Annotated in this window: 3 protein-coding genes and 2 pseudogenes; 1 reads left to right on the top strand and 4 read right to left on the bottom strand. The window is 50.3% G+C overall.

Features of this window, described 5'->3' with window-relative positions:
- Positions 1 to 3: 3 nt before the first annotated feature.
- The 4 genes and pseudogenes from astA to C5471_RS13735 form a co-directional block, all read right to left on the bottom strand.
- Positions 4 to 1035: an arginine N-succinyltransferase gene (astA, locus tag C5471_RS13745; protein WP_133815948.1), complete on the bottom strand. Its 1032-nt coding sequence runs from the start codon at positions 1033 to 1035 to the stop codon at positions 4 to 6.
- Between the two features lie 21 nt (positions 1036 to 1056).
- Positions 1057 to 2265 (bottom strand): aspartate aminotransferase family protein, encoded by a 1209-nt coding sequence (locus C5471_RS13740; RefSeq protein WP_133815947.1) that lies wholly within the window; start codon positions 2263 to 2265, stop codon positions 1057 to 1059.
- 828 nt (positions 2266 to 3093) lie between these two features.
- Positions 3094 to 3846: pseudogene (locus C5471_RS25490) on the bottom strand (thioesterase domain-containing protein); the annotation flags it as partial.
- A gap of 81 nt (positions 3847 to 3927) precedes the next feature.
- A pseudogene (locus tag C5471_RS13735) lies at positions 3928 to 22206 on the bottom strand (amino acid adenylation domain-containing protein); the annotation flags it as partial.
- Between the two features lie 2173 nt (positions 22207 to 24379).
- Here C5471_RS13735 and C5471_RS25325 point away from each other — a divergent pair.
- The gene (locus C5471_RS25325; RefSeq protein ID WP_422630924.1) at positions 24380 to 24478 is read left to right on the top strand and encodes a DUF7706 family protein; all 99 of its coding nucleotides are present in this window, start codon (positions 24380 to 24382) and stop codon (positions 24476 to 24478) included.
- Positions 24479 to 24780 lie beyond the last annotated feature (302 nt).

Below are 24780 nucleotides of genomic sequence, written 5' to 3'. Positions count from 1 at the left end.
ATCTTAGTGTTCCCTTGGAAAAAGAGTGACGAGTCGTACCTGATTTTGGTCATTGATTTGGAGTGCATCCATTTCCGCTGATGTTAAAGAAATCTCATCGCTGTCATACGCAACATTCAGTAATAGCGCCCGAAAGTCACTAAAGCGTTGATTAGCAATGATGCAAGGTACCCCACCGGTTCTGGCAATTGACTTAACCCGGCTGACAGGAACAAGCCGGCTCTCTTTTACTGCGCGTATCCGGTCAATCTCGGCTTGTAGTAAAGCGCCCGCATCAAAAATATCGATATGGCCTTCATAGGCCAGACCTTCTTTTTCAAGGATCGTACGGGCCGGGACCGTTTTTTCATGAACCTGCCCTATTACCCGCTGTGCCTCAGCGGGTAATAGGGATATATAAACAGGATGAAGGGGCATCAATTCGGCAATGAAGGTTTTCGATCCAATACCCGTTAAATAGTCTGCCTGGGAAAAAGGAATACCAAAAAAGTGCTGTCCCAGCGCATTCCAAAAAGGTGAATTTCCGTTCTCATCTGCGACGCCACGCATTTCAGCGAATATTATTTTAGAAAATAGATCCCTGAATGCCGCAATAAACAGGAAACGCGCTTTAGAAAGAAACGTGCCGTTTTTCCCTTTATGATATTCCGGATCCAAGAACAAGGTACATAATTCGCTGTTACCGGTCTGATCTTGTTCCAGCGATAACGCTTCAATAACTTTATAGATTCCTAACTCACGTGACGAACGAATGGTTCTTTGTACACGAAAGTTATAAAACGGTTCCTCCAGCCCTACTGCCGCTTCTATGGCGCTGACACCCACGACACGATTCTCGCGGGTATTTTCCAGCACAAAAAGGAATCCATGCTGGGCCCTGGTCAGTTTTCCATCGAAAGTATCCACGCTACGAGAAATACGTGAACGTAATTGCTCCAGGTTATTTGGTAAAGATGTCAGACCTATACCAGCGCGTTCAGATAAGGACTGAATACCATTTAAGTCACTATGCCGGACAGTTCGGAAAAGCATCATAACGTCACCTTCAACTTACCATTAACCCACGAACCGCATGATGGCGCTTTCAAGGCGAACCAGACCTTCATCAATATCAGCAAATTCGATGTTTAATGCCGGCGCAAAGCGCAATACATCCGGGCCGGCAATCAAGGCAATTAATCCTTCCTCTGCGGCTATATTGGTTAATTGTTTCGCCTTACCCTGCCAGGCTTGATTCAATTCAGCGCCTAAAAGCAACCCTTTGCCCCGCAAACAACTGAATAGTTGATAGCGCTGATTCAATTTCGATAACTTATCCATGAAATATTCATGACGCTGCTGAACTCCGGTGAGGAGCTCTGTCTGGTTAATAATAGAAAACACCTTATTGGCAACAGCGGCGGCCAAAGGATTACCGCCAAACGTCGTGCCGTGTGTTCCAGGTTGAAAAACTTCTGCAATAGGTTGTTTTGTCAACATGGCACCGATAGGGAACCCCCCTCCGAGACCTTTGGCACTGGTAAGAATATCAGGCTCAACACCATATTCCTGATAAGCATAAAGATAGCCGGTACGACCCATGCCAGTCTGAATTTCATCAAAAATGAGCAGCGCTTGAAAACGATCACATAATGTACGTAATTCCTGCAAAAATGCAGGATCGGCGGGAATAACGCCGCCTTCACCGATAATCGGCTCGACAATAACCGCACAAGTATGTTCAGAAATGTGTTCTCTGATCGCAGACACATCGTTATAAGGAAGATGCGTAATTTCTTGAGGAAGAGGAGCATAATCTTGTGAATATTTTGGTTGTCCTCCTACCGTAACAGTAAATAATGTCCTGCCATGAAAAGAATCTTTAAATGAGATAATCTCGTTCTTATTTTTTCCATATTTATCAGCGGCATATTTTCTGGCTAATTTTAATGCCGCCTCGTTAGCTTCTGCCCCTGAATTGCAGAAAAACACTTTATCAGCAAACGTATTTTCCACGAGTTTCTTTGCTAATTTCAGCACCGGCTCATTAGTGTAACCATTTCCTATATGCCATATTTTTTCAATCTGAGAAATTAACTCAGCCTTTAATTCGGGATGGGCGTGACCTAATGAATTAACCGCAATTCCACCAGCAAGATCAATATATTCCTTGCCATCCTGATCCCATACTCTCGAACCTTCCGCCCGAACAGGTATGAACTTGGCAGGAGAAAAACAAGGTACCATATAGTGATCAAACCAACTTCTCTGAATATTTTCTGACATAGATCATTTCCCCTTAAAATAGAGCGTATTCGGATGAGTGAAAGCAATATGCCCCGCACCATTTTTCATCTCATACTTACACAAATTATTAATGAATGCCGAGATAAAAGGCTTACTGAGTTGAAACCTAAAAAACCTTAAAAATAATAAAATTACAGGATCTCGTTAGTATTATTCTTATTAATCCTCATCACTATTTTCGAAAAATAGTTGCTCAACCATTGGACAGATACTGTTGCTCACGCTTAACAAAGTCAATACAAGTTATAAACAAAAAAAATACTTTTTGATCTCGTTCAAAATTCCAATAAGTATTTTTATGCACAATTTATGCACATTAAGTGAATAATAAATGAATAAATAGTGAATACATTAGACCTGATACATATAGCTGAAAAAAATAAATAAATAATTATTCATTAATAACGCCAGAAATTTATCTACTCAAATGTAAAATAAAATTTGACGGAATTTAATTTTGTAAAAACCGGGGGAATCTATCATCAAAATAAGTGAACAATCTGACGACAACTTAATACAAAATTAACTATCCTGCCAAGAAGATTAGCCATGTGTGAACTTTCTTGGATTTCAAGCAATAACAGATCACTGTCTGGCTGGATTATTTGTAACAACTTGATCATATTCTGCTTTATCCTAATGATTTACTTGGGTAGAAAAACAGATAAGAGACGATCCAAAGACAATTATTTATGGAAATGATCCCTTTCCCTATTCTGTTCTAACTCGAAAAAATCCGGTATAAACAATGTATACCGGATTATCACACCAACGTTAAATTATTCAATATTCCTTAATATACCCGTATTACAGTGTCTCCTCATCACAACCGATTGCCAACACCTTATTCAACGCTTGAGCTAAAGCAATTCTATGCGCCTTATTCTCCAATAAACTAAAATGGTCACCCGGAACAGCAATCAATTGGAGTAAAGAATCAGGCATGAATTGTCCCCAACCTAATGATCGATCGACAGTTAACAGTTTCGGTTTTTCATCCGTAACAAAAGGACTCGCACGGGGAAGTTCCGTCGCATAAAACTGATGCAGCGTTACCGCTAGTCCTTGCGGCTCATAATTTCCGACTATTTGCGCATAACGCTCTATCTGCTGCCAACTTTTTGCAACTAAATCAGGGCGCAGATTGGCGGGGTATAATGCTAATTCTTGCGCTGCTGCAATAAATTGCACCAAATTCAGTTCATCAATTCGCCGGTACAACGCCGCAACCTCTTCTGGGCGTTCCTCCCCAGACTGCTTTGCCAACTGAGCAAAGAACTGATGTTTAGGCTGCACAGGCTGTTCGCTGACATAATGAGGTGCTGGCGTATCAATCAATCCCAGGAAGTTCACCGTCTCACCAGTATGCAAAAGCTGCTGGGCAATGGCATAAGCCAATATACCGCCGGAAGAGTAACCACATATCCGATACGGACCTGCCGATTGAACCGCTTTCATCAAGTTGATCATGCTGGCCGCCTGCTCTTCCATCGTTGGCACCGTTTCATCACTGATGGACGACCAGGATACCGTATAAATCGGATAGCCTGACTGGATATGTTGAGCCAGCGTGAAGACATAAGAATAGTCTTCCATTCCACTGGGCACAAAGAACAACGGCAACTCTGTTCCACCTGTTCGCACCGGTATGGCACTGCTTTGTGACTGAGACTGCAAATCTGAGGTGATCTTCGCCGCCAATTCTGACAATACCGGGCATTGGAACACGGCATTCAATGTACAAATCATCCCCTGACTGGCGGCAAGATTTATCATGCGCACGGCAAGCAGTGAGTGACCGCCCAGTGCGAAGAAGCTGTCGTGCCGGCTGACCTGCTCAACCCCCAGCAATTCACACCAAATCGCCGCCAATGCCGTTTCTGTTTCCCCATACGGAGAAACGTAAACCTGATGGGCAACAGCTTTTTCGTCCGGTGCCGGTAATGCCTGACGATCCAGCTTGCCATTCGGGGTCAGCGGGAAGGCATCCAGACGCATAAAAGCACTTGGCACCATATAATCAGGCAATTGTGTACTCAGATGGGCGTGCAAATTGGCTGCTAATCTGTCATTCACCTCCGCCACCACATAAGCCACCAGATGTTTGTCCCGCCCATCACCCAACGCCAACACCCGCGCTTCACGCACTGACAGGTGCTCTGTTAGCCGAGCTTCGATTTCTCCCGGCTCAATACGGAAGCCACGGATTTTAACTTGCTGGTCATTACGACCAACAAATACCAGATTACCGTCCGGCAGGTAACGGGCCAAATCCCCGGTTCGGTACATGCGTGCGCCCGGTTTATCGCTAAATGGATCCAAGAGGAAACGTTCCGTCGTCAAGTCAGGGCGGTTTAGATAACCTCGCGCCACACCCGCGCCACCAATATACAGCTCACCGATGCTCCCCAAAGGTACCAGTTGACCCTGGGCATCCAACAGATAAATCCGCGTGTTGGCCGTTGGGCGACCAATAGGAACCCCTGTATCCGTATAGTCTGGTGAACAATGCCAAGAGGTGGCACACACCGTGCTTTCTGTCGGGCCATAATCATTAAACAGATTTACCCGGTCACATAACACCTGGAGCAACGTCGTACTGGGCGCTTCACCCCCCAATACCAATGTTGGCTTGATCGTTATCGCCGGTAAATCGCCCCCTTCCTGGAGCAAAGCCGGTGTCAGGAAAGCGTGCGTCACTTGCCGTTCTTCCAGATAATGCCAAAGGCGTAACGGATCCTGACGAACCGTGTCGGCTGGAATGACCAGACTGGCCCCAGCGCCCAATGCAGTCATCATTTCCGCGACACTGACATCGAAACCGAAGGAAACAAATTGCAATACCCGACTGGTTACACTCACGTTAAGCCGGGCAATTTGTGCCAAAACCAGATTAACCACACTATGATGCTCCACCATCACCCCTTTCGGCGTGCCGGTCGAACCGGAGGTGTAAATCACATAGGCCAGATGCTGTGCAGTTAATGCCGGTACCTGTGGGTTGTTGTCCGGCTGGGCTGGTAATGCATTCAGGTCAAGCACAGTGAATCCTGTAAGTGCTTCCTCACCCAACGCTGTACGCCCGATATTATCCGCCAACAAAATAGCCGGCTCAGCATCCATCAGAATATGCACCAAACGTTCACCCGGATAGGCCGGATCCAATGGAACATAAGCGCCACCGGCTTTTAATACTGCCAACAATCCCACCACCATTGCCGGGGAACGTGACACGCAAATCGCTACCCGCTGATCCGGTTCCACGCCCAACACCATCAGTTGATGTGCCAGCCGGTTAGCATGGGCATTCAGTTCGGCATAGCTGAGAGTCTGGTCTTCATGCATCAGTGCCGTCGCATCTGGCGTTTTCTCTGCCTGTTGTTCAAATAACTGATGAATGCACAACAGGTTAGGATAAGCTGTTTCAGTCGCGTTCCAGGTTGCCATCAGCAGCCTGCGCTCTGCCGGAGCTAAAATATCGATTTCCCCAACCGGCCGTTGAGGATGAGCCACCATGACTCGCAGTACCGTGTGCAGATACCCCACATAGCGCTCGATTGTGGATTGATCAAACAGGGCGGTAGCGTAACTCAGTGTACCCACAATCCGCTCTTCCTCCTCAGACAGTTCCAGTTCCAGATCAAACTTGACTATATCAAGAACCGGATCAACCGATGAGACAGCTAACTCGGGCAGTTCCCATGCCGGGCTCTCATTATTTTGCCAGGCAAACATCACCTGGAACAGCGGGGTATGTGCCAGTCTGCGCGGTGGTTGTACAATTTCCACCACCTGATCAAACGGTAAATCCTGATGCTCTTGTGCCGCCAATGCGGTTTGCCGCATACGCGCCAGCAACTCAATCACATTTGGTGCCCCCGATAAATCAATACGTAAAGCCAGCGTATTGACAAAGAAACCAATCAGGGATTCCACCTCTTGGCGACTGCGGCCTGCACTCGGTGTGCCAATAACCACATCCTCCTGACCTGACAAGCGCGACAGGACCGCCGCCCAGGCTGACAACAGCGTCATGAATAACGTGACGCCTTGCTGTTCGCTCAAGCGCTTAAGGGATTGCGTCAATTCCGCATCCAGATCGATGGGCACCATATTCCCCGCAAATGATTGCCGGGGAGGACGTGGTCGATCGGTTGGCAAATCCAGCAACACCGGCGCGTCAGCCAGCATGGTACGCCAATAGTCAGATTGGACTTGAACCCGTTCAGCTGACAGCCACTGACGCTGCCAGGCAGCGTAATCAGGGTATTGGATCGCCAATGGCGGTAGCGGGTCAGATTGCCCAGCAAGAAAAGCGGTATAGAGAGCACTTAACTCACTCATCAACACGCCTACAGACCAGCCGTCTGACACAATGTGATGCTGGGTGAGCAAGAACTGGTGTTCATCATCGGTGAGTCGGATCAGAGAAGCACGAATAAGCGGACCATGACAGAGGTCAAATGACGTGCGGACTTCCCCGACACTCAGGCGTTCAAGCACGGTTTCAGCATCCGGTGTCCCACGCAGGTCATATTGAGACAACGGCAAGCCACGATCCGCCGCCAACAGTTGTACTTGTGGCTGACCGTCAACGGAGACAAAGACCGAACGTAACGCTTCATGGCGGGCAAACAACGTGTCGAGCGCCTGCTGCCAGGCAACGATATCCAACTGACCACACAAGCGCAGTACCATCGGAATATGATAGGTATCACTAACCCCCTCAAACTGGGCAAGGAACCACAGACGCTGTTGGGCAAATGATAGCGGTAGCCCCCCCTCACGGGATATCGGCATGATGACAGGCAATACTTTGTGCTGTTCATCAAACTGGGCACGCATTACCTCAGCAAAGGCGATTAAAGTGGGGGCTTCAAATAACGTGTTCAGTGGCAGTTCGATACCTAACGCCGCTACCCGGTTCATCATCCGCACCGCCAGCAGCGAATGGCCACCCAGCGCAAAGAAATTGTCATACCGGCCAATCTGTTCAATCCCCAGCAACTCACGCCAAATAGCGGCCAGCGCAATTTCAGCTTCCCCCTGCGGGACTTCATAGCGCTGACGGGCAAAGGCTTCTTCCCCCGGAGCCGGCAATGCCCGACGATCCAGCTTACCGTTAGGAGTTAACGGAAAAGCCTCCAAGCGTACAAAAGCCGCCGGTATCATATAGTCAGGCAAAGCAGCTCTCAGGCAGGAATGCAGGCTGTCAATCTGCCCGTCCTCCGCCGGGGCCACCACATAGGCGACCAGCCGTTTATCCGCCCCGTCACCCAACGCCAATACCCGCGCTTCACGTACTGCCGGGTGTTCTGTTAGTCGCGCTTCAATTTCTCCCGGCTCAATACGGAAACCACGGATTTTAACCTGCTGGTCATTACGGCCAACAAACACCAGGTTGCCGTCCGGCAGGTAACGGGCCAAATCCCCGGTTCGGTACATCCGTGCACCCGGTTTATCGCTAAACGGATCCAGAAGGAAACGTTCTGCCGTCAAGTCAGGGCGGTTTAGATAACCCCGCGCCACACCCGCGCCGCCAATATACAATTCCCCCACCGCTCCCAGTGCTACTGGCTGACCGAAGGCATCCAACAGATAAACCCGCGTGTTGGCTGTCGGACGCCCGATAGGAACCCCTGTATCCGCATAGTCTGGTGGACAATGCCAGGCGGTGGCGCACACTGTGCTTTCTGTCGGGCCATAATCATTAAACAGATTTACCCGGTCACACAACACCTGGAGCAACGTCGTACTGGGCGCTTCACCCCCCAATACCAATGTTGGCTTGATCGTTATCGCTGGTAAATCGCCCCCTTCCTGGAGCAAAGCCGGTGTCAGGAAAGCGTGCGTCACTTGCTGTGCTTCCAGATAATGCCAAAGGCGTAACGGATCCTGACGAACCGTGTCGGCTGGAATGACCAGACTGGCCCCAGCGCCCAATGCAGTCATCATTTCCGCGACACTGACATCGAAACCGAAGGAAACAAATTGCAATACCCGACTGGTTACACTCACGTCAAGCCGGGCAATTTGTGCCAAAGCCAGATTAACCACACTATGATGCTCGACCATCACTCCTTTCGGCTTGCCGGTCGAACCGGAGGTGTAAATCACATACGCCAGATGTCGTGCAGTCAATGCCGGTACCTGTGGGTTGTTGTCCGGCTGGTCAAACAGGCTATTCGGGTCAAGCAAAACCTGCTCTGTCAGTGCCTTCTCACCCAACGCTGTACGCCCGATATTATCCGCCAACAAAATAGCCGGCGCAGCATCCATCAGAATATGCACCAAACGTTCACCCGGATAGGCCGGATCCAATGGCACATAAGCGCCACCGGCTTTTAATACTGCCAGCCATCCCACCACCATTGCCGGGGAACGGGTCACACAAATTGCCACCCGCTGGTCGGGTACGACACCCTGTGCGATCAACTGATGTGCCAGCCGGTTGGCACCGGCATTTAATTCGGCATAACTAAAAGTCTGCTCTTCATACACCAAAGCCGTAGCCTCTGGGTTTTCCTCCGCTTGCTGTTCAAACAATTGATGAATACATAACTGCTCAGGATACGCGGTTTCCGTGGCATTCCAGGTTTTCAGCAATAACGTGCGTTCCGTTTCAGGCAGGATATTCAGCGCCTGTACCGGGGTCTCCGGGGCCTGCTCAAGCGCCACGACCAAACTCTCCAGCGCCTGTTGCATATAACTGCATATCCTGTCCGGATCAAACGGTTGCACTACCTGAGCCGTCAACCCCAAGGATCCACCAAAATCCTCCACTGATAGCGCCAATGGATAGTTGGTCCGCTCCTGTCCGCTAATAAATTCAATACCGCTGATCAGTTCATCCGACGTGTCCCGCAAGGCATTATGCCGATAGTTCAACAGACTATTAAACAAAGGGATCTCACCCCGTACACCGCTGCAACGCTGGGCCAGTACCAGTGAGGCATGTTCATGTACTAATAATCCAGCCAGTCGGTTATGGGCTGCCTGCACACTGTCCCGTACCGGGGTCTCATCCACATCCAACCGTAACGGCAAAGTATTGATAAACAATCCCATCCCGCTGTCAGCACCGTCTCCTGCCTGCATACGCCCAAACAGCACGGTGCCGAACACCACTTTCTGCTGACCACAGGTACGCGATAACACCTGCGCCCAGGCCAGATGACACAGTGCTGCCAGACTGATCCCCAAACGCCGGGCCTGATGACGCAAACGGTCATTCAGTGTGCTCGTCAACATCCGATGGGATTCCGTCACCTGCGAGCCATCACGATGCACCTCCGTCAACCCGAACGGCAGGGTGGGTTCATCGACCTCCGATAACATCTCGGTAAAGAAACGGGTATGCGCTTCCTGACTGATACCGAGCCGGGCCTGCGCCACCAGATTGCGGAAAGGCACCGGCGCAGGCAAATGCGCTTCCTGACCGGTAAGATACGCCTGGACTTCGCGATCCATCACTTCCAGCGTGGTATGGTCACCAATCAGATGATGCTGATATTCAAACAGGATCCAGCGGCCCTCAGTGCTTTCCTGCACAATCACATAATGCAGCAAAGGTGCCCGGCTCAAATCGAGACGATAATGACTTGGGTTAAAACGGCTGGTTAACGGGTCACTGATCGGCCTATCGGCCGGATCCAGCGTCAATTCAGTGACGGATAATTGGGCCTGACGCCAAACCACCTGCGCTGGCACAGACAATCCTTGCCAGATAAAGGCAGTACGTAAAATATCGTGCCGATCAATTATTTGTTGAACCGCCGTCAAATAATTATCCAATAGCGTCCGGTCAGCAAAAACCATCTGACTGATCAACAGATACGGATCGTCTTCACTCTCCAGCAAATGGTGGAACAAAATGCCATCCTGCAACGGCGACAACGCATAGATATCCTGAATATTATTGATCCCCCCAGGCACCAGCCCGACAATGTGATCAATTTCAGGCTGAGTCAGATCAATCAACGGCAACAGGTCCGGGGTCAACGCCACCGTATCCGGTGTAATACGGTTATCTGGCACCGGAATTTCATCATGCTGAATCAAAGACTGTGCCAAAACATGAAGTGTTGGATGCCGGAATAACGTTTGTACCGATACGCCCAGACCGATACGCCGCAATCGTTCAATCATCCGTACAACAAGGAGTGAATGACCACCCAACGCAAAGAAACTGTCATGCCGGCTAACCTGTTCAACTCCCAGCAACTCACACCAGACTGCCGCCAGCATTGTTTCTATCTTCCCTTGCGGGGCGGCATAAATCTGACGGGCAAACGCCCCCTCTCCCGGAGCCGGAAACAGCCGGTGATCCAGCTTGCCGTTCGGGGTTAATGGGAAGACATCCAAACGCACAAAGGCCGATGGCACCATATAGTCAGGCAAAATTGTACTCAGATGGCAACGCAAACTGTTAACCAGCCCGTTTTCCTCTGGTGCCACCACATAAGCAACCAGCCGTTTATCCTGCCCATCATCCAACGCCAATACCCGCGCTTCACGTACTGCCGGGTGCTCTGTTAGCCGCGCTTCGATTTCTCCCGGCTCAATACGAAAACCACGGATTTTAACCTGCTGGTCATTACGACCAACAAATACCAGATTACCGTCCGGCAGGTAGCGGGCCAAATCCCCAGTTCGGTACATCCGTGCACCCGGTTTATCGCTAAACGGATCCAGAAGGAAACGTTCCGCCGTCAAGTCAGGGCGGTTTAGATAACCCCGCGCCACACCCGCGCCGCCAATATACAATTCCCCCACCGCTCCCAGTGCTACTGGCTGACCGAAGGCATCCAACAGATAAACCCGTGTGTTGGCTGTCGGGCGACCGATAGGAACCCCTGTATCCGCATAGTCTGGTGGACAATGCCAGGCGGTGGCGCACACCGTGCTTTCTGTCGGACCATAATCATTAAACAGATTCACCCAACCACACAATTTCTGGAACAGCGCTGTGCTGGGTACTTCACCTCCCAGTATCAATGTTGGTTTGATCGTCATCGCCGGTAAATCGCCCCCTTCCTGGAGCAGAGCTGATGTCAGGAAAGCGTGCGTCACTTGCTGTTCTTCCAGATAATGCCAAAGGCGTAACGGATCCTGACGAACCGTGTCGGCAGGAATAACCAAGCTGGCCCCAGCGCCCAATGCAGTCATCATTTCCGCGACACTGGCATCGAAACCAAAGGAAACAAATTGCAAGATCCGACTGGTTACACTCACGTCAAGCCGGGCAATTTGTGCCAAAGCCAGATTAACCACACTATGATGCTCAACCATCACCCCTTTTGGCGTGCCAGTCGAACCGGAGGTGTAAATCACATACGCCAGATGTCGTGCGGTCAATGCCGGTAGCTGTGGGTTACTGTCCGGCTGGTCTGGCTGTAAATTCGGGTCAAGTACCGTCAGACTTGCCGGTACTTTCTCACCCAGTACGACACATCCGGCATTATCCGCCAACAAGATAACCGGTGTGGCATCGATCAGAATATTTGCCAGACGTTCACCCGGATAGGCCGGATCCAGTGGCACATAAGTGCCACCGGCTTTCAATACCGCCAGCAATCCCACCACCATTGCCGGGGAACGGGCCACACAAATCGCCACCCGCTGTTCCGGCTCTACACCCAGCGCCATCAATTGATGAGCCAACCGGTTAGCCCGGGCATTCAGTTCGGCATAACTGAGGGGCTGGTTTTCATACACCAAAGCCGTAGCTTCTGGGTTTTCCTTCGCTTGCTGTTCAAACAATTGATGAATGCATAACTGCTCAGGATACGCGGTTTCCGTGGTATTCCAGGTTTTCAGCAACAACGTGCGTTCCGTTTCCGGCAAAATATTCATTGCCCGTACCGGGGTCTCCGGAGCTTGTTCCAACGCCTCGATCAGACTTTCTAGCGCCTGCTGCATATAACCGCATATCCTGTCCGGATCAAATGGTTGCACTACCTGAGCCGTCAGCCCCAAGGATCCACCAAAATCCTCCACCGAGAGCGCTAATGGATAGTTGGTCCGCTCCTGTCCGCTAATAAATTCAATACCGCTGATCAGTTCATCCGACGTATCCGGCAAGGCATTATGTCGATAGTTCAACAGACTATTAAACAAGGGGATCTCACCGCACACACTACTGCAACGCTGGGCCAGCGCCAGTGAGGCATGTTCATGAGCCAATAATCCAGCCAGTCGGTTATGGGCTGCCTGTACGCTATCTCGTACCGGGGTCTCATCCACATCCAACCGTAACGGCAAAGTATTGATAAACAATCCCATCCCGCTGTCAGCACCGTCTCCCGCCTGCATACGCCCAAACAGTACGGTGCCGAACACCACTTTCTGCTGACCACAGGTACGCGATAACACCTGCGCCCAAGCCAGATGACACAGCGCTGCCAGACTGACGCCTAAACACCGGGCCTGACGACGCAAACGGTCATTCAGTGTGCTCGTCAACATCCGATGGGATTCCGTCACCTGCGAGCCATCATGATGCACCTCCGTCAACCCGAACGGCAGGGTGGGTTCATCGACCTCCGATAACATCTCGGTAAAGAAACGGGTATGCGCTTCCTGACTGATACCGAATCTGGCCTGCGCCACCAGATTGCGGAACGGCACCGGCGCAGGCAGGCTCGCCTCCTGACCGGTAAGATACGCCTGCACTTCACGGTGCATCACTTCCAGCGTGGTATGGTCACCAATCAGATGATGCTGATATCCAAACAGGATCCAGCGTCCCCCAACGCCTTCCTGCACAATCACAAAATGCAGCAAAGGTGCCCGGCCCAAATCAAGACGATAATGACCTGGGTTAAAATGCCCGATTAACGGGTCACTGATCGGCCCGTCGGCCAGATCCAGCGTCAATTCAGTGACGGATAATTGGGCCTGACGCCAAACCACCTGCGCCGGCACGGACAATCCTTGCCAGATAAAGGCGGTACGTAAAATATCGTGCCGATCAATTATCTGTTGAACCGCCGTCAAATAATTATCCAGCAACGTCCGATCGGCAAAAGCCATCTGACTGATCAACAGATACGGATCGCCTTCACTCTCCAGCAAATGGTGGAACAAAATGCCATCCTGCAACGGCGACAACGCATAGATATCCTGAATATTATTGATCCCCCCAGGCACCAGCCCAACAATGAGATCAATTTCAGGCTGGGTCAGATCAATCAACGGCAACAGGTCCGGGGTCAACGCCACCGTATCCGGGGTAACACGGTTATCAGGCACCAGAATTTCATTGTGCTGAACCAGAGACTGCGCCAGAACACAGAGTGTTGGATGCTGAAATAGCGTTTGTACCGATATGCCCAAACCGATACGCCGCAAGCATTCAATCATGCGCACGGCAAGCAATGAATGACCGCCCAACGCAAAGAAGCTGTCATACCGGCTGATCTGCTCAATGCCCAATAACTCACCCCAGATGGCGGCCAGGGCCATCTCCGCCTCTCCTTGCGGGGCGGCATAAATCTGACGGGCAACATCTTCTTCCCCCGGGGCCGGTAACGCCCGGTGATCTAACTTGCCGTTCGGCATCAACGGGAAGGCATCCAGACGCACAAAAGCCGCCGGCACCATATAATCAGGTAAAACTGCACTCAGGTGTTCGCGCAAACGGACAGTCAACCCCTCTTTCTCTTCCGCAGCTACATAGGCCACCAGCCGTTTACTCTGCCCATCATCCAACGCCAGCACTGCCGATTCTTGCACCGCTGGATGTTCCATCAACCGGGTTTCGATTTCCCCCAGCTCAACCCGGAAGCCGCGGATTTTCACCTGATGATCGTTACGGCCCAGGAATTCCAGGTCGCCATCCGGCAGGTAACGGGCCAAATCTCCGGTGCGGTACATACGCGCACCGGATACCGAGCTAAAGGGATCCGGCATAAAACGCTCCGCGCTCAATGCCGGCTGGTTAAGATAACCGCGCGCCACCCCGACGCCACCAATATACATTTCGCCAATGCCGCCTAATGGTACCGGTTGACTCTCTCTGTCCAACAGGTAGACGCAGGTATTCTTCAACGGTCGGCCGATGGAACGGGCATCCTCCAGAGACAAGATCTCCTTACAGGTCGCCGTCACGGTATTTTCTGTCGGGCCATACGCGTTCAATAACCGGGGGCGGTGGGTTTCTTGGGTAAACCACGCCTGAATAGCGTTCTTCTTGACCGCTTGCCCCCCAAAAACCATTAACCGGAGCTCATCGGCTAGTGACAACGCATTCTCTGCGGTCATCAGTTCGGACCAAAATGACGCGGGCAGAAACATCACGGTGATACGGTATTGCCGGGATAAGTCAATAAATTCCCGCATAGACGCCAGCCAGCTATCATCCCGCATCACCAGCGTGGCACCACGACATAATGACGAAAAACACTCCTCCACTAACACATCAAAGGCAAAAGAGGCAAATTGCAACACCCGGTCTTGTGCCGTAATGGTATAGGCCTCATTCACCCCCAGATGACGTTGATACACCGCCTGATGTTCGACCATCACCCCTTTCGGCTGACCGGTTGACCCGGAGGTGTAAATCACATACGCCAGATGTTGAGGCGTCAATCCAGTCAGCGGTGGATTGCGGTCTGGCTGGTGCGGCAAGATATTGGGGTCCAGCACCGTCAGCCCGGCCAACGCCTCCTCACCCAGTGCTTTCCGGCCAGTCGCATTAACCAGAACCACCGACGGGGCGGTATCGTTCAGGATATACACCAGCCGCTCTCTGGGATAAGCCGGATCCAGTGGCACATAAGCGCCACCGGCTTTCAACACTGCCAGCAGCGCCACCACCATCACCGGTGAACGGGCCACACCAATCACCACTCGCTGGCCCGGTGTCACCCCCAGCGCCATCAGTTGATGAGCCAGCCGGTTAGCCCGGGCATTTAATTCCGCATAACTGAGGATCTGATCTTGATATTCTAACGCCGTGGCATTCGGGGTTTGCTCTGCCTGTTGCTCAAACAGCTGATGAATACATAACGGCTCAGGATAAGGGGTTTCCGTCGTGTTCCCGATTTTTAGCAACAACGTGCGTTCCGTTGCTGGCAGGATATTCAGCGCCCGTACCGGGGTCTCCGGGGCCTGCTCCAGGGCGTCCAACAAACTCTCCAGCGCCTGTTGCATATAACCGCATACCCGATCCGGTTCAAACGGCTGTACCACATGAGCGATCAGCCCCAATGTGGTGCCATCATCCTCTATCGACAGGCCAAAGGGGTAGTTAGTGCGCTCCTGTTCATTCAGGAATTCAATCCCGGCCATCGTTTCATCCAGTGGATCCGGCTGCTCATTATGCCGGTAGTTCAACAGGGCACTAAAGAGGGGTGTACCGCTGGCAACCCCGCTGCATCGCTGGGCCAGCGCCAGTGAGGCGTGTTCATGCTCCAGCAACCCGGCCAGCCGCAGATGCACCGCCCGCACGCTGTCCCGTACCGGGGTTCCATCCATATCCAGCCGCAGCGGCAGAGTATTAATAAACAACCCCATCCCACTGTCAGCCCCTTCTCCCACCGCCATCCGCCCAAGCAGCACAGTGCCAAACACCACTTGCTCCTGCCCGCTGGTTCGCGACAGGACTTGTGCCCAGGCCAGATGACACAACGCTGCCAGACTGACGCCTAAACACCGAGCTTGACGGCGCAGACGATCACTTATCCCAGCCGTCAGCATCCGGTAGGCTTCCGTTACTCTTGAGCCATCACGATGCACCTCCGCCAGCCCGAACGGCAGCGTTGGCTCATCCACCGCCGCCAGCATGTCGGTAAAGAAACGAGTATGCTTCTCCTGACTCACTCCCAGCCGAGCCTGTGCCACCAGATTACGGAACGGAACCGGGGAAAGCAGACTGTCCTCACGTTCGGCAAGATACGCCTGCACTTCACGGTGCATCACTTTCATTGTGGTATAGTCGCCAAGCAAGTGATGTTGCAATTCCAGTAAAAACCAGCGGCCATCGGTCTCCTGAGCAATCACAAAACGCAGCAAAGGGGCCTGGCTCAAATCAAGGCGATAATGACAGGGATTAAAACGTTGAGCCAGTTGATCACAAACCGGCCCATCAACCGGGTCCAGTGTCAATTCAGTCACTGACAAAGGGGCCTGACGCCAGACCACCTGCGCCGGCACAGACAATCCTTGCCAGATAAAGGCGGTACGCAGAATATCGTGGCGATCAACGACTTGTTGCACCGCGACCAGATAACGGTCCAGCAGAGACCGATCAGCAAAAGCCATCTGACCGGCTAATAAATACGGATCACCTTCGCTTGCCAGTAAGTGGTGAAATAAAATACCGTCCTGCAACGGTGACAACGCATAGATATCCTGAATATTGGCAACCCCACCCGGCACTTGCCCGACAATATCGTCAATCTCTGGCTGAGTCAGATCGATCAGCGGCAACATCGCCGGTGTTAACACCGTGGTGGCTGGCGTAATAACATTGGCAGGTACCCTCACCGCGTGATGCCGCCCCAATGTTTGCGCCAGTTCAGACAGCACCGGCGACTGGAACAGATCACGCGCCGTCAGGGTCAACCCCAGATGACGCAAGCGTTCAATCATGCGCACGGCGAGCAGTGAATGACCGCCCAACGCAAAGAAACTGTCATGCCGGCTGACCTGCTCAATGCCCAATAACTCACCCCAGATGGCGGCCAGGGCCATCTCAGCCTCTCCTTGCGGGGCGGCATAAATCTGACGGGCAACATCTTCTTCTCTCGGTGCCGGTAACGCCCGGTGATCCAACTTGCCGTTTGGCATCAACGGAAGGGCATCCAGACGCACAAAAGCCGCCGGTACCATATAATCAGGTAAAACTGCACTCAGGTGTTCGCGCAAACGGGCAACTAACCCGTCATTTGCTTCTACCGCCACATAGGCGACCAACCGTCTGTCTCGTCCTTCATCCAGCGCCAGCACCACCGCTTCCTGCACTGCCGGGTATTCCATCAACCGGGTTTCAATTTCCCCCAGTTCAACCCGGAAGCCGCGGATTTTCACCTGATGGTCGTTTCGGCCCAGGAATTCCAGGTCGCCATCCGGCAAGTAACGGGCCAAATCCCCGGTGCGGTACATACGCGCTCCGGATACCGGGCTAAAGGGATCCGGCATAAAACGTTCTGCACTCAACGCTGGCCGGTTAAGATAACCCCTAGCCACCCCGACACCACCAATATACATTTCGCCAATGCCGCCTAATGGTACCGGTTGCCCCTCTCTGTCCAACAGATAGACACAGGTATTCTTAAGTGGCCGTCCGATAGAACCCGCATCTTCCAGAGACAATATTTCCTTACAGGTCGCCGTCACCGTATTTTCTGTCGGGCCATACGCGTTCAATAGTCGGGGCCGGTGGGTTTCCTGGGTAAACCATGCCTGAATGGCACTCTTTTTGACCGACTGACCACCAAAAACCATCAAACGGAGCCCATCCGGCAGCGACAACGCATCATCTGCGATCATCAGTTCGGACCAAAACGACGCTGGCAGAAACATCACGGTGATACGGTATTGCCGGGATAAGTCAATAAATTCCCGCATAGATGCCAGCCAGCTATCATCCCGCATCACCAGCGTGGCACCACGACACAATGACGAGAAACATTCTTCGACTAAAACATCAAAGGCAAAAGAGGCAAATTGCAACACCCGGTCTTGTGCCGTAATGGTATAGGCCTCATTCACCCCCAGATGACGTTGATACACCGCCTGATGTTCGACCATCACCCCTTTCGGCTGCCCGGTTGAACCGGAGGTGTAAATCACATACGCCAGATGTTGTGGCGTCAATCCAATCAGCGTTGGATTGCGATCTGGCTGGTCCGGCAAGATATTTGGGTCCAGCACCGTCAGCCCGGCCAGCGCCTCTTCACCCAGCGCTTTCCGGCCAGTCTCATCAACCAGAACCACCGACGGGGCGGTATCGTTCAGGATATACACCAGCCGCTCTCTGGGATAAGCCGGATCCAGTGGCACATAAGCGCCACCGGCTTTCAGCACCGCCAGCAGCGCCACCACCATCACCGGTGAACGGGCCACACCAATCACCACTCGCTGGCCCGGTGTCACCCCCAGCGCCATCAGTTGATGAGCCAGCCGGTTAGCGCGGGCATTTAATTCCGCATAACTGAGGATCTGATCTTGATACTCTAACGCAGTGGCATTCGGGGTTTGCTCTGCCTGTTGCTCAAACAGCTGATGAATACATAACGGCTCAGGATAAGGGGTTTCCGTCGTGTTCCCGATTTTTAGCAACAACGTGCGTTCCGTTTCCGGCAGGATATTCAGCGCCCGTACCGGGGTCTCCGGGGCCTTCTCAAGCGCCGCGACCAAACTCTCCAGCGCCTGTTGCATATAACCGCATATTCTTTCCGGATCAAACGGCTGCACTACATAAGCAGTCAGCCCCAAAGAAGAACCGCCATCCTCCACCGACAGCCCAAACGGATAGTTAGTCCGTTCCTGTTCGCCCAGGAATTCAATCCCGACCATCGTTTCATCCAGTAGATCCGGCTGCTTATTATGCCGGTAGTTTAATAGGGCACTAAAAAGGGGCGTCCCATTGGCAACGCCACTGCACCGCTGGGCCAGCGCCAGTGAAGCATGTTCATGCGCCAATAACCCGGCCAGCCGCAGATGCACCACCTGCACGCAGTCTCGGACCGGGGTCTCATCCATATCCAACCGCAGCGGCAAAGTATTGATAAACAGCCCCATCCCACTGTCCGCGCCATTTCCCGCCGCCATCCGCCCAAACAGTACGGTGCCAAACACCACTTGCTCCTGTCCGCAGGTACGCGACAGGACCTGTGCCCAAGCTAAATGACACAACGCCGCCAGACTGACCCCCAAACGCCGGGCTTGATGGCGAAGGCGATCATTTAACGTCGGTGTCAGCAGCCTGAAGGATTCCGTCACCCGCGAGCCATCACGATGCACCGCCGTCAGCCCGAACGGCAGCGTCGGCTCATCCACTTCGGCCAACATGTCGGTAAAGAAACGGGTGTGTTCTTCCCAACTCACTCCCAACCGGGCCTGTGCCACCAGATTGCGGAACGGCACCGGGACCGGCAGGCTCTCCGCCTGCCCGGAAAAACAGGCCTGAACTTCATGTTTCATCACTTCCATCGTTTCATGGTCGCCGATCAAGTGATGCTGTAATTCCAGTAAAAACCAGCGGCCATCGGTTTCCTGGGCGACGACAAAATGCAGTAACGGAGCCTGACTCAAATCAATACGATATTGCCCCGGATCAAAACGCCGGGTTAACTGGTCAATGACCGGGCCATCAACCGGGTCCAACGTCAGTTCCGTCACTGGCAAGGTTGCTTGACGCCAGACTACCTGCGCCGGCACAGACAATCCTTGCCAGATAAAGGCGGTACGCAAAATATCGTGGCGATCAACCGCCTGTTGCACTGCCGCCAAATAACGATCCAGCAGAGCGCGGTTAGCAAAGACCACCGGATAGAGCACCAGATACGGGTCGCCTTCCTGTTCCAACACGTGGTGAAACAGGATACCGTCCTGTAACGGCGACAGCGCATAGATATCCTGAATATGGGTGATCCCGCCCGGTACCTGCTCGACAATGTGGTCAATATCAGCCTGAGTCAAATCAATCAACGGCAACATCTCAGGCGTCAGCACCGTGGTTGCCGGGGTCATAACATTAGGTGGTACTATCACGGCCTGATGCTGCCCCAACGTTTGGGCCAAATCTGACAGTACCGGCGACTGGAACAGATCACGCGCCGCCAGGGTCAACCCCAAGTGACGCAAGCGCTCAATCATCTGCACGCCAAGCAGTGAGTGCCCGCCTAGCGCAAAGAAGCTGTCATGCCGGCTGATCTGCTCAATGCCCAGTAACTCACGCCAGAGAGCCGCCAGAGTTATCTCGGCTTCCCCTTGCGGGGCTTCATAGATCTGACGGGCAAAATCGTTTTCCCCCGGTGCCGGTAATGCCCGACGATCCAACTTGCCACTTGGGGTCTGCGGAAAGGTATTCAGATGCACAAAAGCCGCTGGCACCATATAGTCAGGCAAAATGGCACTCAAGTGTGCACGCAAATCGGCAGCCAATCCCTCATGCACTTGCGCTGCCACATAGGCAACCAAACGTTTGCTTTGCCTGCCATCCAGCGCCAATACCGCCACCTCTTGCACCGCCGGATGTTCCATCAACCGGGTTTCAATTTCCCCCAGCTCCACCCGGAAACCACGGATTTTCACCTGCTCATCGTTACGGCCCAGGAATTCCAGATCGCCGTCCGGCAGGTAACGGGCCAAATCCCCGGAGCGATACATCCGTGCACCCTCTACCGGACTAAAGGGATCCAACATAAAACGTTCCGCACTCAACGCCGGCTGGTTCAAATAACCCCGTGCCACCCCGACGCCACCAATATACATTTCGCCAACACAACCTATTGGTACCGGTTGACCCTCTCTGTCCAACAGATAGATACAGGTATTCTTCAGCGGCCAGCCGATGGAACGGGCATCCTCCAGGGACAAAATTTCCTTACAGGTCGCCGTCACGGTATTTTCCGTTGGGCCATACGCGTTCAATAACCGGGGCTGGTGGCCTTCCAGGGTAAACCAGTCCTGAACCGCGTTCTTTTTGACCGCCTCACCGCCAATAATAATGAGCCGGAGACAATCTGGTAACGGTAATTCATTATCTCTGGCTGCCAGTTCAGACCAGAATAAGGTCGGCAGTGACATTACCGTAATGCGATATTGCCGGGTTAAAGCAATAAACGTTGGCACCGAAGCCAACCAACTATCATCCCGCATCACCAACGTGGCCCCGTTGCATAATGACGAGAAGAAATCTTCTACGGAAACATCAAAGGCAAAAGTGGAAAACTGCAACAGCCGGTCTTGTGCGGTGACGGTGTAAGTCTCATTAAAACCCAGATAACGTTGATAAATCGCCTGATGTTCGACCATCACCCCTTTCGGCTGGCCGGTTGAACCGGAGGTATAGATGATGTAAGCCAGATGCTGGGGGGTCAACGCCGGGAGCTGTGGGTTACTGACCGACTGGTCTGGCAGGGTATGCGGATCCAGTACCGTCAACCCGGCCAGCGCTTCCTCGCCCAGCGCCATCCGGCCAGTCACATCAGCCAACACCACGGATGGAGCTGTATCATTCAGGATATACGCCAGCCGTTCTGCCGGATAGGTTGAATCCAGCGGCACATAAGCACCGCCGGCTTTCAACACCGCCAGCAAAGCCACCACTATTGTCGGGGAGCGTGCCACACAAATTGCCACCGGCTGATCCGGAGTGACACCCAGCGCTATCAGTTGATGGGCCAGACGGTTGGCGCAAGCATTTAATTCGGCATAGCTGAGGATCTGCTCTTGATACACCAATGCCGTCGCCTGTGGAGCTTGCTCTACCTGTTGTTCAAACAGCTGATGAATACATAACGCATCAGGGTACGGAGTTTCTGTGGTGTTCCAGGTTTCCAGCAATAATGTACGTTCAGCCTCTGGCAATAAATTTAGCTGCCAGACAGGGATTTCATCCCCTCTTTTTGACGAGACTAATACCTGTAAATGCTCACCCATCCGCTGAACCACCTCCTCGCTCAGACGGTTTGCATCGTATATCCAGCGAAAACCGCCCTGTGTATTCACCTGGAGCGTCAACAATTCACCGAGTATCGCCTGCTCATCCTGTCTGTCACCCTGTATCGCCGAGACGGTGATCTGCCACGGCCGGTGGGTTGTCAGCGCCGGGATAGCCTGCAATGAAGGCAAGCGGGTAAGGAGATCATGACTAAATGTCCGGTGCTGCACCAGCCGGGCAAGCTCGTCATTAATCCAGTCAGCAACCGCCCCCCACGGCTTATCAAATGCCACCTCAACAGCCATAGGCACCACAGGTGCCAAATCTGCCGGTGTCTCATTTAACGTATTCACTCCCCAACCGATTTGGAATTCGGTCTGCTGAGTCAAACGCGCAAGATAGATAACGAATGCCTGTAATAGTACCTGTAATGGGTTCTCTTCACCTTTTTTTAGCAACGGAGACTGCCAGGCACTCATGATCCATCTGGGTTCTGCCTGATCCCCGGTTATTTCGAAAGGTAACTGGAATGGCTGCAAAGCGGCAAGACGCTCATACCAAAATGATTCACTGAGGGTGAACGCCTGGAGGATATTGTCTGTATTTTGAGTCGGTTGTGGCGCGTCGGTTATGTTTTCTGACGTTTGAGAGAGGAGTTCCACTTTACAAGCACTTCCCATTTTAGCAACGTTATCTTTCATCTATTTACCTCAACGAATCTGTTAGAAATTTGAAAAACCGTCATTGCCGACAGTTACCATCAATGTTGTTCTCTTACTTCTTACCCTCAAGAAATAAACATTAATTCAATATACTTGGATACGGGATGTCATAGCCCGGTTAATAGCCATATAATTAGCAATTCTTTGGCACTAATTTCCTTGACAATAGAGTAAATAATTCATCTTATGAGCCGGAATAAGATATTATTTCTCATTTCTATTTTAAGGTAAGCGCCTTTGGTTTTCTACAGCTCTTATTAGCTGATATTGAACTCAACAATTAAAATTGAATTGTTAACTGCATTTATTATTAAATAAATACCAAATTAATGTTATATTTCACCCTCTCACATTAATACCAAATTAAAATTATTCAAAAAAACATTAAGCATTTTTAAAGGCAAAATAATTCATCTTAAATTATCAAAAAATTACTTTGATAATCGCCTATATAATAGACCTTTTTTGCCAAGAGTTAACGGATGCGAAACGCCAAATACAACTTATTCAACATTGACAATACAATCCTATAAATTTAATTATGTAAAACATAACATCAGATTAAAATAATTCATAACACATTGTTTTAAATAGAAAAAACACCGCCAGATCAAATATCATAAACAGGAAAATACAAATTAAAAATGACTTGATGACATATTGCCTCGTAATAATTAGATTATAATAAAATATAATTTCCACTATATTTAACACCATCAATAAACAATTTAAAACCAAATAAATAAATTATATATCATTTTTAAATAATAAAACAATGTGATTTATATGACATTCGGTGATATTTAATATCGCGTAGTAAAAATAGATCATCCATTTAACATAATTCAATTTTAAGATATTAGTAAAATATATAAAAAGGATTATATTTATCATTTTCCCATAATTATCGCCACTAATTATTTCAATGAAAAATAGAGATTATAGAATTAATATTAATTCAATTAATAAATTATTTAGTCTGTATATTATTCCATTTTTTCATTAACGATTATTTAATTGGCTGATGAAAAAATTTATTCCTCGGTTGAAAACGTTATTAAAGTCGGATCCTTTTTTAAAATACATTGTCTGATTAACTTATTCCATATTTTTATTTATTTTTTTACGCGGTATATAAGCATTAATCAGGCCGATTTTTTTCATTTTTCACAGATTGGTTTATAATGGGTAGGTTTTAAATAGTGATTAAAAACCATTTTTTAATCGATGATTTTGATTAGTATAATAATGTTTTAACCATTGTTTTCACTATTTTTAACACCTGATTTTCATTAAGTTTAATCATCAGGTATATTATGTTTTACGTTTAATCAACGTTAATCATACTTGCTTTTTATCTTTTCTGATGCTGTTTTACTGGAAATTTTAAACAGTTTTCATAAGTCACCCTCTTTTCTTTTTTCACTGATTTTTTCAATTTTCTGTTAATGGTTAATGGATTTCGATTAAATTTGATTAATGTCTTTTTAAAGAACTGCACTTATAGTTAAATCCGACCACTGTTAAAAGGGTGATGTCGAGTAAAGCCATTCTTATTCCAAGCGTTTTCCTGTTTTTCCTGTATTTGATTTTTTGGTTTAGAACCAAAGGGGGTAATGGATATACTAATGATATTAAAATCAAAGTCCATTTCTTTAATCATTTTTAATACCGATAAACGCTGCTGTTATTTTTTTGCTATGCGGTTAACTCTGTTAAATGTTTTAATATAATCTCATGTTTTTGTTACTTCCAGTTGACCAGCATTGAAGTGCTGGTACTGGCCCAACGGGTTAAGCGGCTGTGTTGGTTTGAAATACAGGCCTGTGCGGTGAATGACGAGGAAGCGTATTAGATTAAGTATGTCATTAGTAAACTCCAATCAGCGCTGGCTTATCATGGGTATTCGCCAAGATAGATCATGAATAAGGCCGGAAGAATTAATATTCTCCCGGTTTTATTATATGTATTTTGACAGATAACTATTTATCCTTCATTCCGCACCTAATTCAGGAATAAACCGCTTTATATTGTGCACCTAATAAACTCAAAAGCTCATGGTGGTAAGATTGCATTCCTGTCACCATTTTATGTTCTTGAAATTCAAAGGTGCTGATCCCTTCAAAGGCCAGAAACACCCAACGCGCGGTGGGGGAT

This window comes from Photorhabdus tasmaniensis (assembly GCF_011189505.1).
GTDB lineage: Bacteria > Pseudomonadota > Gammaproteobacteria > Enterobacterales > Enterobacteriaceae > Photorhabdus > Photorhabdus tasmaniensis.
This window is presented reverse-complemented; position numbering and strand designations above follow the sequence as displayed.